The 15,529-nt window shown below is 69.7% G+C and carries 11 protein-coding genes; 5 read left to right on the top strand and 6 right to left on the bottom strand.

The window, feature by feature from the left end:
- Nucleotides 1-12 precede the first annotated feature (12 nt).
- Both OV208_RS19400 and OV208_RS19405 read right to left on the bottom strand, forming a co-directional pair.
- Entirely contained in the window at nucleotides 13-1,155 is a 1,143-nt protein-coding gene (locus tag OV208_RS19400; RefSeq protein WP_267575327.1) for a THUMP domain-containing class I SAM-dependent RNA methyltransferase, read from the bottom strand.
- On the bottom strand, nucleotides 1,152-3,779 hold the full coding sequence (locus tag OV208_RS19405; protein WP_267575328.1) for a response regulator: 2,628 nt from the start codon (nucleotides 3,777-3,779) through the stop codon (nucleotides 1,152-1,154). Before OV208_RS19405 ends, OV208_RS19400 begins: the two co-directional genes overlap by 4 nt.
- Nucleotides 3,780-4,177: 398 nt before the next feature.
- On the opposite strand from OV208_RS19405, the gene OV208_RS19410 reads away from it, so the two are divergent.
- Both OV208_RS19410 and OV208_RS19415 read left to right on the top strand, forming a co-directional pair.
- Nucleotides 4,178-5,185 (top strand): fatty acid desaturase family protein, encoded by a 1,008-nt coding sequence (locus OV208_RS19410; protein ID WP_267575329.1) that lies wholly within the window; start codon nucleotides 4,178-4,180, stop codon nucleotides 5,183-5,185.
- 387 nt (nucleotides 5,186-5,572) lie between these two features.
- Entirely contained in the window at nucleotides 5,573-7,738 is a 2,166-nt protein-coding gene (locus tag OV208_RS19415; RefSeq protein WP_267575330.1) for a glycosyl hydrolase family 18 protein, read from the top strand.
- A 77-nt stretch (nucleotides 7,739-7,815) separates the two neighbouring features.
- On the opposite strand, the gene OV208_RS19420 is transcribed toward OV208_RS19415, so the two are convergent.
- Entirely contained in the window at nucleotides 7,816-8,568 is a 753-nt protein-coding gene (locus OV208_RS19420) for a lysophospholipid acyltransferase family protein (protein ID WP_267575331.1), read from the bottom strand.
- A gap of 252 nt (nucleotides 8,569-8,820) precedes the next feature.
- Between OV208_RS19420 and OV208_RS19425 the strand changes: the two genes are divergently transcribed.
- Nucleotides 8,821-9,708, top strand: a complete 888-nt coding sequence (locus tag OV208_RS19425) for an oxidoreductase (protein WP_267575332.1) — start codon at nucleotides 8,821-8,823, stop codon at nucleotides 9,706-9,708.
- 122 nt (nucleotides 9,709-9,830) lie between these two features.
- The gene (locus OV208_RS19430) at nucleotides 9,831-12,419 is read left to right on the top strand and encodes a S8 family serine peptidase (protein WP_267575333.1); all 2,589 of its coding nucleotides are present in this window, start codon (nucleotides 9,831-9,833) and stop codon (nucleotides 12,417-12,419) included.
- Between the two features lie 65 nt (nucleotides 12,420-12,484).
- Here the strand turns inward: OV208_RS19430 and OV208_RS19435 are convergent, their stop codons facing one another.
- The 3 genes from OV208_RS19435 to OV208_RS19445 are packed head-to-tail and all read right to left on the bottom strand — an operon-like array spanning nucleotide 12,485 to nucleotide 14,854.
- Nucleotides 12,485-13,324: an alpha/beta fold hydrolase gene (locus tag OV208_RS19435; RefSeq protein ID WP_267575334.1), complete on the bottom strand. Its 840-nt coding sequence runs from the start codon at nucleotides 13,322-13,324 to the stop codon at nucleotides 12,485-12,487.
- Nucleotides 13,325-13,370: 46 nt separating this feature from the next.
- Nucleotides 13,371-14,297, bottom strand: a complete 927-nt coding sequence (locus OV208_RS19440; protein WP_420715033.1) for a class I SAM-dependent methyltransferase — start codon at nucleotides 14,295-14,297, stop codon at nucleotides 13,371-13,373.
- Nucleotides 14,294-14,854: a NifU family protein gene (locus OV208_RS19445; RefSeq protein WP_267575335.1), complete on the bottom strand. Its 561-nt coding sequence runs from the start codon at nucleotides 14,852-14,854 to the stop codon at nucleotides 14,294-14,296. Before OV208_RS19445 ends, OV208_RS19440 begins: the two co-directional genes overlap by 4 nt.
- 214 nt (nucleotides 14,855-15,068) lie before the next feature.
- Here OV208_RS19445 and OV208_RS19450 point away from each other — a divergent pair, with 214 nt between their 5' ends.
- Nucleotides 15,069-15,512, top strand: a complete 444-nt coding sequence (locus OV208_RS19450; protein ID WP_267575336.1) for a hypothetical protein — start codon at nucleotides 15,069-15,071, stop codon at nucleotides 15,510-15,512.
- Nucleotides 15,513-15,529 lie beyond the last annotated feature (17 nt).

Consider the following 15,529-nt stretch of genomic DNA (forward strand, 5'->3'; position numbering starts at 1 on the left):
CGGGCCCGGGCCTCACGGCCCGGCTAGCACCAGCAGGCACGGCAAGCCGCCGTTCTTCACATCCACCGTCCGCGCACCGTTCAGCCCCAGCGCGGCCAGCAGCTTCGGCTCGTCGGGGATGATGATGGCCTTGCGCCAGCTCCTGAACGCGCCGTTCAACGTGGCACCCAGCGCGCGGTAGAGGTCCGGCAGGTCCAGCTCCTCGCCCACGCGCTTGCCGTAGGGCGGGTTCGCCACCACCAGCCCCGGCCCTTCCGACGGCGCCTTCAGCGTGCGCAGGTCGTGCCGCTCCAACGTCAGCGTCACCCCCGCGCGCTTCGCGTTGCGCCGCGCCGTCCCCAGCGCGCCCGCGTTGATGTCATACCCGCGAATCGCCACACGCGGCTCGACCAGCACGGCCGCTTCCGCCTCCGCGCGGCGGCGCGCCCACGCCTCCTTGTCGAAGGAAGGGAACGACTGGAACGCGAACGTGCGCAGCAGCCCCGGTGCCTTGCGCTGGGACATCCACGCGCCCTCCACCAGGAACGTGCCCGAGCCGCACATCGGATCCACCAGCGGCACGCCCCCTGTGTAGCCCGCGAGCCCCAGCAGGCCCGCCGCCAACGTCTCGCGCAGGGGCGCTCTCCCCACCTCCTGCCGGTAGCCTCGCTGGTGCAGCGGTTCCCCGGAGGTGTCCACGCTCACCGTCCAGCGGTCTCCTTCCCCGCGCACGAGCAGCGTGAGACCCGGAGCCCCACCCTCCTCGTCCAGGTGCGGCCCCGCGCGTTGGACCTCCTTCAGGCCCCAGGCCATCGCGGCGGACTCCAACACCACGTTCGGCCCCGGCGCCGCGGAGCGGTGCAGCGTCACCGACACCCGGGGCGGCGTCTTCCCATCCCAGAGGTCCTTCATGGGCAGCGCGGCCAACTCGCGCACCAGCCCGTCCGCCGTGGGGGCCTTGAACGTGCCCAGGCGCAGGAGCACCCGGCTCGCGGTGCGCAGGTGCAGGTTCGCCGTCTGGTACAGGCCGGGCGGGCCCACGAATTCGGCGCCGCCCTCCACGCGGCGGGGACCCAGGCCGCACTCGCGGGCCTCCGCCTCCAGCGCGGGCTCCAGCCCGGGCAGCGTGGACACGTAGATGACTTCTTCGCCCGCTCGGGCGCGCGCGTCCGTCACGGCGAACGCCTCCGCGACGCGGCGCCGGTCAGCGCGGCGGAGGCCTGCACCAACGCGCGCTCCATCTGATCCAGGTCATACGGCTTGGGCAACAGCACCGCGCGCTCCAGTTCGGGTCCGGATTCCGAGGTCACCGCGCGCGAATCGCCGGAGGCGATGACGACGCGCAGCGACGGGTTCTGCCGCACGGCCTCACGCGCCAGTGCCACGCCGGACATCCCCGGCAGCGTCACATCCGTGAAGAGCACGTCGATGGGGTCCTTCCCCAGCACCGTGCGCGCGGCTTCCGCGCTTCCCACCGCTTGCACGCCATGTCCCATGTCCGTGAGCAATTCGCACGCGGATTCGCGGATGTCCGGGTCGTCCTCCACCAGCAGGATGCGCAGCGGCCCCTTCAATTCACCGTCCGACCCGCGCGGCACGGCGGGCGTGGGCGTGGGCGCGGGCGCCTTCAACCCCTTCGCCGCCATCCGCTGCTCGCGCTGGCGCAGCATCGCGCGGAGCTTGCGCGCCAGGTCCTCGCGCCGGTACGGCTTGCTCAACAGGCTCACGCCCGGATCCAACCGGCCGCCGTGCACGATGGCGTTCTCCGTGTAGCCCGACGTGAAGAGCACCTCCAGGTCCGGCAGGAGCGCCTTGGCCTGACGCGCCAGCTCCGGACTGCGGACAGGACCCGGCATCACCACGTCCGTGAAGAGCAGGTCCACCGGCAGGCCGCTCTGGATGACCGCGAGCGCGCTCTGTCCGTCGGACGCCTTGAGCACCCGGTAGCCCAGCTCCGTGAGCACCTCCACCACCGTGCCGCGCACCGCCGGATCATCCTCCACCACCAGGATGGTCTCCGTGCCGCCCTCCACCTGTCCCATGGGAACCTCCGTCGGCTGCACCGCCGCCTGGAAGCTGCGCGGCAGGTAGAGCTTCAGCGACGTGCCGTGCCCCACCTCGCTGTAGATCTTCACGTGGCCGCCGGACTGCTTCACGAAGCCATACACCATGCTCAGCCCCAGGCCCGTGCCGCGCCCTTCCGGCTTGGTGGTGAAGAACGGTTCGAACGCCCGCTCCATCACCTCCTGCGTCATGCCGGTGCCCGTGTCGGAGATGGCCAGCAGCACGTACTGACCCGCGGTGACCTCCGGGTGCAGCAGCGCGTAGTGGTCATCCAGCATCGCGTTGCCCGCTTCGAGGGTCAGCTTGCCCCGCCCGTCCATCGCGTCGCGCGCGTTGATGGCCAGGTTGAGGATGACGTTCTCCAACTGGTTGCGGTCCACCGCCGTGTTCCACAGCCCGCCCGCGATGACCGTCTCCACCTCCACGTCCTCGCCCAGCGCGCGCCGCAACAGGTCATCCATGTCGCGCACCAGCCGGCCCAGGTTGAGCGACGTGGGCTCCAGCGGCTGACGCCGGGCGAAGGCCAGCAGTTGCGAGGCCAGCCGCGCCCCGCGCTCCACCGCGCCCAGCGCCGTCTCCAACCGCCGCTGAGCCTTCGGGTCCCCCGCGGTGTCGCGCTGGAGCAGTTGCAGGTTGCCGCTCACCACCTGGAGCAGGTTGTTGAAGTCGTGCGCCACGCCGCCCGTCAGCTTGCCCACCGCCTCCATCTTCTGCGCCTGGCGCAGCGCGGCCTCCGTCTGGCGGCGCTCCGCCTCGCTCACCTCCAGCTCGCGCGTGCGCTCGCGCACCAGCTCCTCCAGGTGGTCGCGGTGGCGCGCCAGTTCGTCTTCGGCGCGCTTCTGCGCCGTCATGTCATGCCCCTGGACGAAGATGCCGGAGACGCGCCCATCGGCCTCCACGATGGGCTGGTACACCAGGTCCACGAAGGCCTCCTCCAGCGGCCCGCCCGGCACGCGCTGCAACATCACGCGCATGCCGTGTCCGACGAAGGGCTCCCCGGACGTGATCACCCCGTCCAGCAGCTCGAAGAAGCCCTGCCCCGCCACCTCCGGCAGGGCCTCCCGGACGGGCTTGTTCAGCAGATCCCGGTGGCCCACGAGTTGGAGATAGGCGTGGTTCACCAACTCGAACACGTGCTCGGGCCCCTTCAGGGAGCACATGAAGCCCGGGGCGACCTCGAACAGCCGCCTCAGGTGCCTGCGCTCGCCATCCAGCGTCAGGTTGGCTTCCTGCACGGCCTTGGCGCGCAGGAACACCCCGCCCTCCAGCTGCGGGCCCGGCGCCTTCGCGGGGACGCTCTCCGCCCCGCGCACGGCCTGCTTGAGCTGCTGCAGCTCCGTCACGTCCATCGTGTGCTGGAGGATGAAGGCCACCTCGCCCGCGGCATCCAGCAGGGGCGTGTGCGTGGCGCTCCAGAAGCGGTCCTCCACCACGGTGGCGCCCGCGTCCGTCAGCCGGGGGACGCGGTAGGGGATGAGCGCCAGGGTGTCCAGCACCCGGTCACTCAGCACCCGGAAGAACGAGTCGCGCAGCATCCGCAGGCTGGCGTTGGCCGGGTCCTCCGGGTCGTTGGGGAACGCCTCGAAGACGTTGCGCCCGACCAGGTCCTCCAGCCGGCTGGCCGTCACCCGCAGGTAGGCCGCGTTCGCCGTCACGTACCGCAGGTCGCGGTCCAGCAGCATGTACGGGTTGGGGGAGAGCTCGAAGAGCTTCTGGAAGTCGAAGGGTGCCTGCATCCATTCACCGGGAGGACCAGGTCCTCCCGTCCTTTCCTGGGGCCGCGGGACGCGGAAAGGGCGTTCGAACCCAGTGTACGGACAACACTCCCTGCGCACCGTCCAAAAGGCCGACACCCACGGGCTTCCCGGGCGCAAGGCCCCCTGGAGGGCTTCCGACCAGGCACCACCCAACACTTGCCTGGCACCGGGGTCCGCTACCTTTTCCCGTCCGTCCTGACTGTAAGATTGGGCGGGTATTTCCGACCTCACCATTACTGTGGTATGAGATTATTACCGCCCAGGCGGTGTAGTCCCACATGGACCGGGGTGCGCGGCAGGGGGTCGCCTTGGGTTGGAGGGAAGGTCCCTCCTGCCTCCGGCCAGAGCGCTTGCGCCCGGCTGGAGGCCTGTCCCCAATGCTTGCCATTCCGGAACCGTTGTCCCTGGATGACTCGGAAGCGGTCACCTCTCGCACGTTCGAGCGCCGGTCGCTGACCGCCGCCGTGAGGGAGCTGTCGGTGGTGGCCAACGCTCGCGGAATGTGGGCGGTGGCGCGCCAGTGGATCATCATCGGGCTGTCGGTGGCGTTCACGGTCCAGGTGGACCAGTGGTGGGCGTGGTTGGTGGCCGCGGTGTTCATCTCCACCCGGCAGCACGCGCTCCTGAGTCTGGTGCACGAGGCGTCGCACCATCACCTGCTGACGAACCGGTTCGCGAACGACTTCCTGGCGGACGTGCTGTGCGCGTTTCCCATGAACATCACCACGGCGGGCTACCGCAAGGAGCACGCGGAGCACCACCGGTACGTCAACACACCCAAGGACCCCTACTGGCGCACAGCGCAGCGCGACAGCGCATGGATCTTCCCTCGAACACGCTGGGGCGCCGCGAGCGTGCTGCTGGGGGACATGGTGGGCGTCTTCACCCTCTCCCATTTGAAGATCATGATCCCCTGGTCCTTCACGGGCCGGATGATGGGCAAGGGCGGGCCGCCGCCGTCGGGCGCGGAGAAGGTGCGCTACACGCTGTGGATGCTGGGACTGGTGGCGTTCCTCACCCTCACCGGCGGATGGCTGCACTACCTGCTCTTGTGGTCGGTGCCGTCGCTCACGTTGATGATGGTGGCCTTCCGCATCCGCGCGGTGGTGGAGCACCCCTTCACGCCGGCCACGCCGGATGAGACGCACGAGACGCGGGACGTGGAGTCACCCACCTGGTTCGAGCGCTTCTTCATCGCGCCCTTCAACGCCGGCTACCACCTGTCCCATCACCTGTTCCCGTCGGTGCCCTACTACCACCTGCCCGAACTGCACGCGCAGCTCAAGAAGACCTCGCTCTTCCGCTCCGGGGAGAACCACTTCCGCACGTACCTGTCCGGCGAAGGCAGCGCGTGGACGTTCATGGCGTCGGCCGAGAAGAAGTGAAATGCAGCGTTGATGCAGGATTGAATTCCCACGTGTAGCGGCGTGGAGTCCCTCCCCCTGGAGGCGCGCATGCAGCGCCTCCAGGAGTGGGAAGGGCCCGCCCCTTCGCACTGACACCAGGCGCGTTTCATTCGCGCACCGGCCGCCCGCGAGTCCGTTCGCGCACCGGCCTGGCATCCGTGCGACGTACCCAAACACCCCACCCCATGGCTTGAACGCCGACCGGCGATCGCGGTGTCTCTAGGCCTCGATCGCCAGGTCCCCTTCGTGCGTCCGCCACTTCCGGCGCGACTCCAAGGCGGCCGGGGGAATTTCCTGCCACGCGCCGCGAGCAGGGATGCCGTTCCTCCGACACCGCCTGTTTCACCTGGCGAGGCAGGAGCAGACTTGAGAAGGCAGCTCATGGGGTTCCTCGTGGCGTTGAGCGCGGTGCACGCCGGCTGTGGCGGTGCTCCGGACTTCACCTCCACCGCGGGCGATGATGACTCGCTGGTGGCAACCGAGGACGCGCTCGCGAGCGCGACCACCCTGTACGACGACGCACTGGGTTCCGGCTGGCAGGACTGGTCCTGGGCGACGCACAGCCTCGCGGCGACACGGCCCGTGTTCGCCGGCACCCGCTCCCTCTCCGCCACGTTCAAGCCGTGGACGGGCGTGTACCTGAACCACGCGGGCGTCCCCACCACGGGCTTCGGCTTCGTGGAGTTGCAGGTGAACCCGGGCGCGACGAACAACCCCGCCCTCGCGGTCTACGCGACCGTGGGCACGTCGCAGAAGACGCCCGTGACGCTCAACCCGTCTTGCGTGGGTGGCAGCATCAAGGCCAACGTGTGGACGCAGTGCCGCGTGCCCCTGGCCACGCTGGGCGCGGCGAGCGGGAACCTCACCGGCTTCGTGCTGATGGAGAACGCGGGCAGGAGCCTGCCCACGGTGTACTTCGACAACGTGCGGCTCGCGGCGAGCACGACCGCGCCGTCCGCGCCCACCGGCCTGAAGGCCACGGGCTCCACCACCGACGTCGCGCTCACGTGGGGCACGGTGACGGGCGCCACGGGCTACCACGTCCACCGCGCGTCCTCGCAGTCGGGCACGTACACGAAGCTCACGTCGTCCCCCGTCACGTCCGCGTCGTACAACGACACCGGCGCGGTCAGCGGCACGACGTACTGGTACGCCGTCACGGCGCTGAACGCCGTCGGCGAGAGCGCCCGTTCGTCCGCGGTGTCCGGCACACGCACGGCGCCCACCGGCGTGAGCATCACCGTCACGCCCGCGAGCGTCACGCTGGCGCGCGGCGGCGTGCAGACCTTCACCGCGAAGGTGACGGGGGCCACCAACACGGCCGTCACCTGGGCCGTGCAGGAGGGCTCCACGGGCGGCAGCGTCACCTCCAGCGGCACGTACACCGCGCCGCAGACGGGGGGCGGCTACCACGTCGTCGCGACGAGCAGCGCGGACCCGACGAAGAAGGCCATCGCGGACATCACCGTCACGGGCCCCGTGGGCACCACCAACAAGTGGGTGTCCGGCTACTACACGGGCTGGAACGCGGATGACTACCCGCCGGAGAAGGTGGACTTCAGCGCGCTCACGCACATCATCGTCGGGCGCGTGACGCCGAACGCGAACGGCACCGTCAACGCCATCTTCGACAACTCCAACGGCTCCGCCATGGCGAAGACCCTGTCCACGCGCGCGCACGCGGCGGGACGCAAGGCCATCATCATGGTGGGCGGCGCGGGCGAGCACGCTGGCTGGGTGGGCGCGGCCACCCCGGCGAACCGGGAGAAGTTCGTCGCGAACCTGCTCAAGGTGATGGACGACCACGGCTACGACGGGCTCGACATCGACTGGGAGCCGGTGGAGGAGGCGGACAAGCCCAACCTGCTCGCGCTCGTGCAGCGGCTGCGTCAACTGCGGCCCAACATGCTGATGACGTTCCCCATCGGGTGGATCAACAACAACTTCAGCGCCGACGCGGAGCTCAAGTGGTACCCGCAGCTGGCGGCCTACATGGATCAGGTCAACATCATGTCCTACGAGATGATTGGCGTCTGGGACGGGTGGGAGTCGTGGTTCACGTCCGCGCTGAAGGGCGAGTCCGGCACCCATCCCACGTCGGTGGAGTCCAGCCTCAAGGCCTGGGTGAACGCGGGCATCCCCAAGGAGAAGCTGGGCATGGGCATCCCGTTCTACGGCCTGGCGTGGCGCAACATCACCGGCCCGCGCCAGTCGTTCACCAACTGGTCCGACTACGTGGGCGGGGACAACTCCTTCACGTACAAGAAGATCCTCGAACTCTCCAAGACGGGCACCCTCAAGTGGGACGCGGCGGCGCAGGCCAACTACGTCACGTTCAACACGCCCGTGGAGGACGGCACCGTGCGCTGGATTACGTACGACGGTCCGGAGGCCATCCAGGCCAAGGGCCAGTACGCGAAGGCCAACGGCTACGGCGGCACCATCATCTGGACCATCAACCAGGGCTGCATCGACCGCGCGACGGGCGCCAACCCCCTCCTCACCGAGGTGAAGAAGGCGTTCCTCCAGTAGCCGTGGGGTGAAGGACTTGAAGCACACGGCCGCGCGGGCACCTGTCGCCCGCGTGGCCGTCTTCGTTTCGGGGCCGCCTACGCGGACGGCGGCGCGGAGGCGGGCGGCGACGCGGGGGCTTCCACCGGCTCCGGGTGAGCGGCGTAGACGCCCTGGTACTCCGGCGGCAGCAGCGCGGCCACCCGACGCATCATCGCGTCCACCAGCGCCTGGCGCGCGTCCGACGCCCCGGCGACCTCCGGCTCCAGGTCCGCCATGAGGAAGGCGGGACCGAACGTCACGGTGACGTTGGCGTGAAAGAGCCGCTCGCCACCCATGTCGGAGTCGTTGATGGGCATCAGCTTCTGGGTCCCCGTCAGCGCCACCGGCACGATGGGCACCCCGGCGCGCTTGGCGATGAGGCCCACGCCCTTCTTCGCCTGCAACAGGCCCGCGGAGCGGCTGCGCCCCCCTTCCGGGAAGATGAGCACCGACTGGCCGCCCTTGAGCAGCTCCACGCAGCGGCGCAGCGCTTCGATGTCCGGCGAGTTCGGCGTGATGTCGATGGTGTCCATCGTCTCCGCCGCCAGCCGCGTCATCACCGTGCCGTGCAGCTTCACGCCGGCCAGGAAGACGACCTGCCGGGGGCGGAAGGCGCGGTAGAGCGTGAAGCCGTCCGCGTTGGACAGGTGGTTGGAGATGAAGAGGCAGGGCCCCGGCGGCACGTCCTTCAGGCCGTACACCTTCGCGTGGGACAGCGTGCCCCACACCGCGTGCATCAGCCCGCGCACGACGTGCCGACGCGGCGTGCGCGGCAGGAGCGACATCAGGAAGAAGAGAACTCGAAGCACGCGCCGGCCCACTTCCTTTCCGGATTCCCCCCACGCGACACGGGGCGGAACGGATGCACGTCCATCTGAAGATGTAGTCCTGCCCGCCAGGGTCGGTCAGCGCCCTTCCTGAAGCCTACCCCTGCCCGCCCGCCCATCCGTCCTCCAGCCAACGCCCACCCCTCCCCCTTGTTCCGGGCGGGAGGAAAAATGGAGTGCGGGCGTGGTCCCCACCGCCGCGCGGGCCGCACCCCGCGTGTTATGGGAAGCCCCATGAGCGTCGAAGCCACGCCCTCTCGCGCCAGGAAGCCCGTCGAGTACGAGGCCACCATCACCGCCGTGCGCATGGAGACGCACGACACGGCGACCCTGCTCCTCGACCTGGGGCCGGGACAACTCGACTACAAGGCGGGCCAGTTCCTCAACATCGACCCGCACCAGTTCCCGGCCATCGCCCACCAGTGCGCGTACCTCCAGGAGCAGAAGGGGCGCAAGGAGCCGGCGCGCTCGTACTCGCTCGCCTCCGCGCCGCATGAGCCCCACGTGGCCATCACGGTGAAGGACGAGGAGTTCATCTCCGGCGTCACCCGCTACCCGCCCCTCTTGTCGCCGCTGCTCGTGCACGGCCGCCTCACCGGCGCGCGCATCAAGGTCACGGGCTTCATGGGCCCGTACGTCCTGCCCGACGACGTGACGGAGAAGACGGACCACGTGCTGCACCTGGTCGCGGGCTCTGGCGCGGTGCCCAACTTCGCCATGGTGAAGGACGCGCTGCACCGGGGGCTGAAGCTGCGCCACACCTTCCTCGCGTCCAACAAGACCTGGGGCGACATCCTCTACCGCGAGGAGCTGGCCGCCCTGGAGCGCTCCGCGCCCGATCGCGTGCGCGTGGTGCACACCCTCACGCGTGAGACGGACGAAGCGAAGTACGGCCCCCACGTGCGCAAGGGCCGCGTCAACGAAGCGCTGCTGCACGAGCTGCTGCCTGACCGCGACACCTGCCTCGTCTACGTGTGCGGCCCCGCTATCACCCCGTGGGATCGACGCAAGGCGTTGGAGACGCGCACCCCCGCGACGCCGCGCTTCATGGAGGCCGTCCTGGGCCACCTGCACGGGCTGGACATCCCGGACAAGCGCATCAAGCGCGAAGCCTACGGGTGATGCTCCGCGTCCGTAGCATCCAGGAAATGTCCGTATAACCGATTTCCCGTGAATATCTCCGGGCCATGACGTCCTGGGAGTAGCCGGCTCGGCAGGAGCGCGGCCCCCAGGAGCACACCCCCATGAAGAAGGCGAAGGCCCAGCCCCTGAAGCTGGCGCTGGTCGTGATGACGTGTACCGCCGCGACGAACGCGGCCGCAGCGAACGTGGACCGGGGTGGACACCCCCAGGGTGCCCCGGCGTCGCTGGCCTCCGCGACGCTCAAGCCGCGCGGCTCGCATGCATCGCTCAAGCGCACGGTGCGCGCGGAGGACCTCCAGACCGCGTTCCGCAACCGCATCGAGGTGAAGTTCCGCGAAGGCAGCGGCATGCGTTCGCGCGGTGGTGAGCTGGCGCTGGACGCCACCCAGGCCCGTGGCGCGGCGGCCATCGCGGAGCTGGACCGGGTGCGCGCCACGCTGCGCGGCGCCCGTCGCTCCGCGGCGATGAAGATGCACCCCTTCACCGAGGACACCGCCGCCCTGCTCAAGGCCCAGGGCGAGCGCGGCTCGGGCACGGAGCTGCCGGATCCGAACCTCTGGTTCTACGTGTACGTGGACGCGGGTTCGGACCAGGCGGTCGCGGACGTCATCAACGCGCTCAACGCGCTGGACGTGGTGGAGGTGGCCTATCCGTCACCCCTGCCCGTGCGCTCCGCGGACATGGACTCCCGGAGCGCGGAGGACTTCGAGGCCTACTGGCGTGAGCACGCGCGCATGGACTGGCCCACGCCGGAGCACCTGCTGTCCTGGGAGCGTGGTGAGGGCGCCCGGACGCTGCTGAACGAAGCGCCGCCCCCGCCCAAGGCGGTGGCCACACCCGCGCTCGGCCCCTCCGGCATGCTGGCCGTCAGCTATGTGGCGGACCAGGACTACGGCGAGGCCGCGCCCATCGGCATCGACACGGACTGGCTGCGGGGCAACTTCTACAACGCCTACGGCAACGGCTGGGGCTACACCGACGCCGAGTACTCGTGGAACTACTGGCACCAGGACCTCACCCAGTTGACGGGGGCGGTGCTCGTCAACGGCCAGCCCCACGCCAGCGCGGCGGTGCTCGACAACCGCAACCACGGCACGTCCGTGATTGGCGTGCTCAGCAGTGACACCAACGCCTTCGGCACCACGGGCCTGGTGAACGGCTCCGCCGTGCGGCTGTCCACCGAGTGGCCCACCACCGGCTACAACCGCGCCTCCGCCATCTACGCGGCGTCCAACCAGTTCTGGGCGGGCGCCGTCATCCTGCTGGAGATGCAGGCGGCCTCCAACATCGACTGCAACGGCGACGGCCTCGTCAGTGCCTCCGGCGCCAACGCGGACTATGTCCCCGCCGAGTACGTCCCCGCCGTGCGCGACGCCGTCAAGGTCGCCACCGCCAACGGGCGCATCGTCGTGGCGGCTGGTGGCAACGGAAACTGCAACCTGGACCTCGCGGCCTTCGGTGGCTACTTCAGCGCCACCGACGCGACGAAGGACTCGGGCGCCATCATCGTGGGCGCGGGTGAGAAGCTCACGCGCAACAAGGCGTTCTTCTCCACCTACGGCAGCCGCGTGGACACGCAGGCCGAAGGCGACTTCAAGATCGTCACCACCGGCTACGGCGACAAGTACTCCGCCGAGGGCGAAAACCTCTTCTACACGGCCACCTTCTCCGGCACGTCCGGCGCGTCGCCCATCGTCACCAGCGCCACGGTGGCGCTGTCCGGCGTGATGTACCTGCGCTACGGCGGCCACTACCACCCGAAGGAGATGCGCGACCTCTTGCGCCGCGACGGCACGCCCCAGGCGACCGGCGGGAAGATTGGACCGCGCCCGGACCTGCGCAAGCAGATCTCCCACATGCAGAACCGCTACCCGGCCATGCACTCCACGGACTTCGACGGCGACGGCCGCAGCGACTACGCGGTGTGGCGGCCGAGCACCGGCGTGTGGAACATCCGCTTCTCCTCCACCGGCCTGACCCAGTCCATCCAGTGGGGCCAGCAGGGTGACATCCCGGTGCCCGCGGACGTGACGGCGGACGCCCGCGCGGAGCTCATCGTGTGGCGGCCGAGCACCGGCACGTGGCTGGTCCGCAAGTGGGACGGCACCACGCAGTCCACGCAGTGGGGCATGCTGGGTGACATCCCGGTGCCCCTGGACTTCACGGGCGACAAGAAGGCGGAGTTCGCCGTCTACCGTCCCCCGTACGTCGGTGGCACCACCGAGGGCCAGTGGATCATCCGCTACGCCAACGGCACGTACTCCGTCTTCAACTGGGGCGCGTCGGGGGATGTGCCCATCGCGCGCGACTTCGACGGCGACGGCTACGAGGACCTCACGGTGTACCGGCCGTCCACCGGCCAGTGGATCATCCGCTTCTTCAGCGGCACCTCCGCCGTCCACACCCTGGGCACCTGGAGCGACGTGCCCGTGCCCTACAAGGCGTCCAACCAGTGGAACCTGGCGGTGTGGAACCCGACCACGGGCATCTTCACCACGAAGAACATCCACGGCGGCGGCACGGCCACCGCGCAGTGGGGCCTGCCCGGCGACATCCCGCGCTTCGGTGACACCAACCTGGACGGCACCGACGAGTACATCGTCTGGAGGCCGGTGGTGGGCACCTGGTACAACGCCCAGTTCGGCGGCGTGCAGTGGGGCCTGCCCGGCGACATCGCCCTGTCGCGGTAGTCCTCACGCGACACAGCAGCAGCAACACGGCGGGCGGTCTCTCTTCGCGGAGGACCGCCCGCTGTTCATTTCTCCGGGGGCAGGTTCTCCAGGAACGCGAGGATGCGCTCGGCCGTCTCGCGTGGCTGCTCCAGCGGGAACAGGTGGGCCGCGAGCGGCAGCACGTCGCACTTCGCCAGCGGCAGTTCGCGCTCCACCCTGGCCAGCGCCGCGGGCAGGAGCGCGTCCGATTTTTCCCCGCGCAGCACCAGCGTCGGCGCGGCGTTGGCGCGGATGAGCTTCCAGGGGTCCGCGGGGAAGGTCTCGAAGATGCGGGCCTCCCACTCGCGTGGGATGCGCAGCTTGAAGTCACCCTCCGGCGTCGGCACCAGGCCATGGGTGATGTAGTCGTTGAAGCAGTCCGCGTCCCAATCACGAAACAGCTTTCGCTCACGGTACGCGTCGGCGGCCTCCTGGCGCGACGGCCACCGGTCCCGCCTGCGCAGCGCGCCCTGCACGATGGCGGCGCGGTCCATGCGGCCCAACAGCTTCATCAGGCGCACCGCCCACGCGCGGGGCCCGGTGATGAGCACCGGATCCAACGCCACCACCGCGCGGAACAGGCCGGGGTTCGCGGCGGACGCCATCAGCGTGCTCGCCCCGCCCACGCTGTGGCCCACACCCAGCACGCCCGAGCGGCCCCGCACCTTGAGCTCGCGCGCGAGGTCGTCGCCCAGCTCGCGCCAGGTCGTGAGCCGCTTCGGATCCTCGTCCGGAATCAGCGGCCGCGTGCGCAGCGACACCACGTGGTAGCGCGTCGCCAGCCGCGCGAAGAGCTTCCGGTACGTCTCCGGGGGAAAGCCGTTCGCACAGGCGAAGTGCAAGAGCGGTCCCGTGCCGCCCCAGTCGTCCAGCTCCAAGGCCATGCCCCTTCCCGACAGAAGCTCCCGCCTCATTCACGGCGGGAAAGCCTCACGCCTGACGTTCACCCGACTCCGGCCCTGGATCCACCACGGGTTCCACTTCTGGACCTTCTGACAGCTCCGCCGGCACCGTCCCCGTCGTCGCGGGGGTGATGCCCAGCAGGCGCGTCAGCCGGGGCTGCACGCCCGTCTCCGCCAGCAGCGCCTGGAGCTGGAGCTTCGCGCGCCGGTTGTCCCCGTGCACGCGCCGCCCGAGGATGAGCTCGTTCTTCAGCGAGTGCTCCCAGCCCGTCAGCTCCGTCACCGTCACCTGATAGCCGAACGACTCCAGCGTCAGCGCGCGGATGACGTTCGTCAGGTGCGAGCCGAACTCGCGCCGGTGCATCGGGTGGTGGAAGAGCAGCGACATGGAGCCGGGCCCCTTCGCGCGCTTCTCCTTCAACTGCGCGGCCACCTCCGCCTGACAGCACGGCACCACCGCCACGTGGTCCGCGCCGTGCTTGATGGCGGCCACCAGCGCGTCATCCGTGGCGGTGTCGCACGCGTGCAGCGCCATCAGCACGTGGATGCGCTCGGGGTACTCGGCCGCGTCGATGTGCGCCGTCTGGAAGCGCATCCGGTCGAAGTGCAGCCGCTCCGCGCGGCCCTTCGCCCGTTCGGTCAGCTCCGGGCGACCTTCGATGGAGAGCAGCTCCCCGGCCTGCGCGTCCTTGAGGAACAGCTCGTAGACGACGAAGCCCAGGTAGGCGTTGCCGCTGCCGGCGTCCACCACGAGCGGGCTCGGGTGGCGGGCCTGCACGTCGTCCATCGCGGGGCGCAACAGGCCCACCAGGTGGTTGACCTGCTTGAGCTTGCGCAGCGCGTCCGCGTTGAGGTGGCCTTCGCGCGTGAGCAGGTGCAGCTCTCGCAGCAGGGCCTGGGACTGGTCCGGCAGCAGCTCCTTGCGGACCTGCGGCGCCTTGACGTTGCGTCTCAGACGGACACCACTTCCATCACTTCCGGGATGGCCTCACGCAGGCGGCCTTCGATGCCCATCTTCAGCGTCGCGGTGGACGACGGGCAGCCCGCGCACGAGCCCTTCATGTGCAGGTAGACGATGCCGTCCTCGAAGCGATCCAACGTGATGTCGCCGCCGTCCTGGGCCACCGCGGGACGGATCTCATCGTCCAGGATGGTCTGGATGCGCTGCTCCACGGAGCCTTCCTGCGAAGACGTCTGACGCGACGCCGCGAGCGCGGCCTCGTCCACCACGGGCAGGCCTTCGGTGAGGTGCGTGTCCAGCGTGGACATCACGGAGTCGTTGAGTTCGTCCCACTCACCGGAGTCGCCCTTCGTCACGGTGACGAAGTTGGTGCCGAGCATCACCGCGGTGACGCCCTGGATGTCCATCAGCCGCAGCGCCAGGGGCGACTTGGCCTCCGCCTCACCCCGGTTGGTGAAGTTCACGGCGCCACCGGCCAGCAACTTGCGGTCCACCACGTACTTCAACGTGCTGGGGTTGGGGGTCCACTCGAGCTGGATGTTCACGGACATTCTGTTCTCCCTACGAAAGTCTGCTTCCTCTAAGGCGCGCCGGGCCCCATAGCAACCTGTCCGGCTGTCAGGCAAACGCGCCGCGCGTTCCATTCACTCCGGATGCGGCCCGGAGCTTCTTTCCGATGTAAGACACCGGGTCCCCTGCTTCGGGTCTAAAAAAAAAGCCGGGACCGTCCTTCCCTACCCTTCCCCGCTGGCGAGGTCTCCCCCCATGTCCGCCTTCCCGCCGCGCCTTGCCCACCTCGCCACCCGGGCCGTGGTGGTGGCCAAGCTGGGCCCCACCTACGCCGAGGCCCACCGCCTGGACGCCGAGGAATCCGCCCAGCGCCTCTCCACCGCGCTCTCCGGACGCCTGCTGACGGCCCTGCTGGAAGCCACGTGGACCCAGATGCTCGGCAAGACAAAACGTCTCACCGAGGATGGGCTGCTGGAGAAGGTGGCCGCCACCCTGGGCGACCGGCCCCAGCGCCCGGGCAAGGTCGCGCCCGCGACGCCCGGCTGGAGCGCCTTCCTGGTGATGGTGGACCTGGAGGCCGGCACCGCCAGCGACGCCGCGCGCCGGGTGATGGAATCCGACGAGGGCCGCAAGCGCGCCGCCGCGGGGCTCGCGGAGGTCGCGGGCTTCCTCGCCACGGAGCTGACGCGCGGCAAATAGACCCTGCCGGGCAGGCG

It is taken from the genome of Corallococcus sp. bb12-1, assembly GCF_026626765.1.
Lineage (GTDB): Bacteria > Myxococcota > Myxococcia > Myxococcales > Myxococcaceae > Corallococcus > Corallococcus terminator.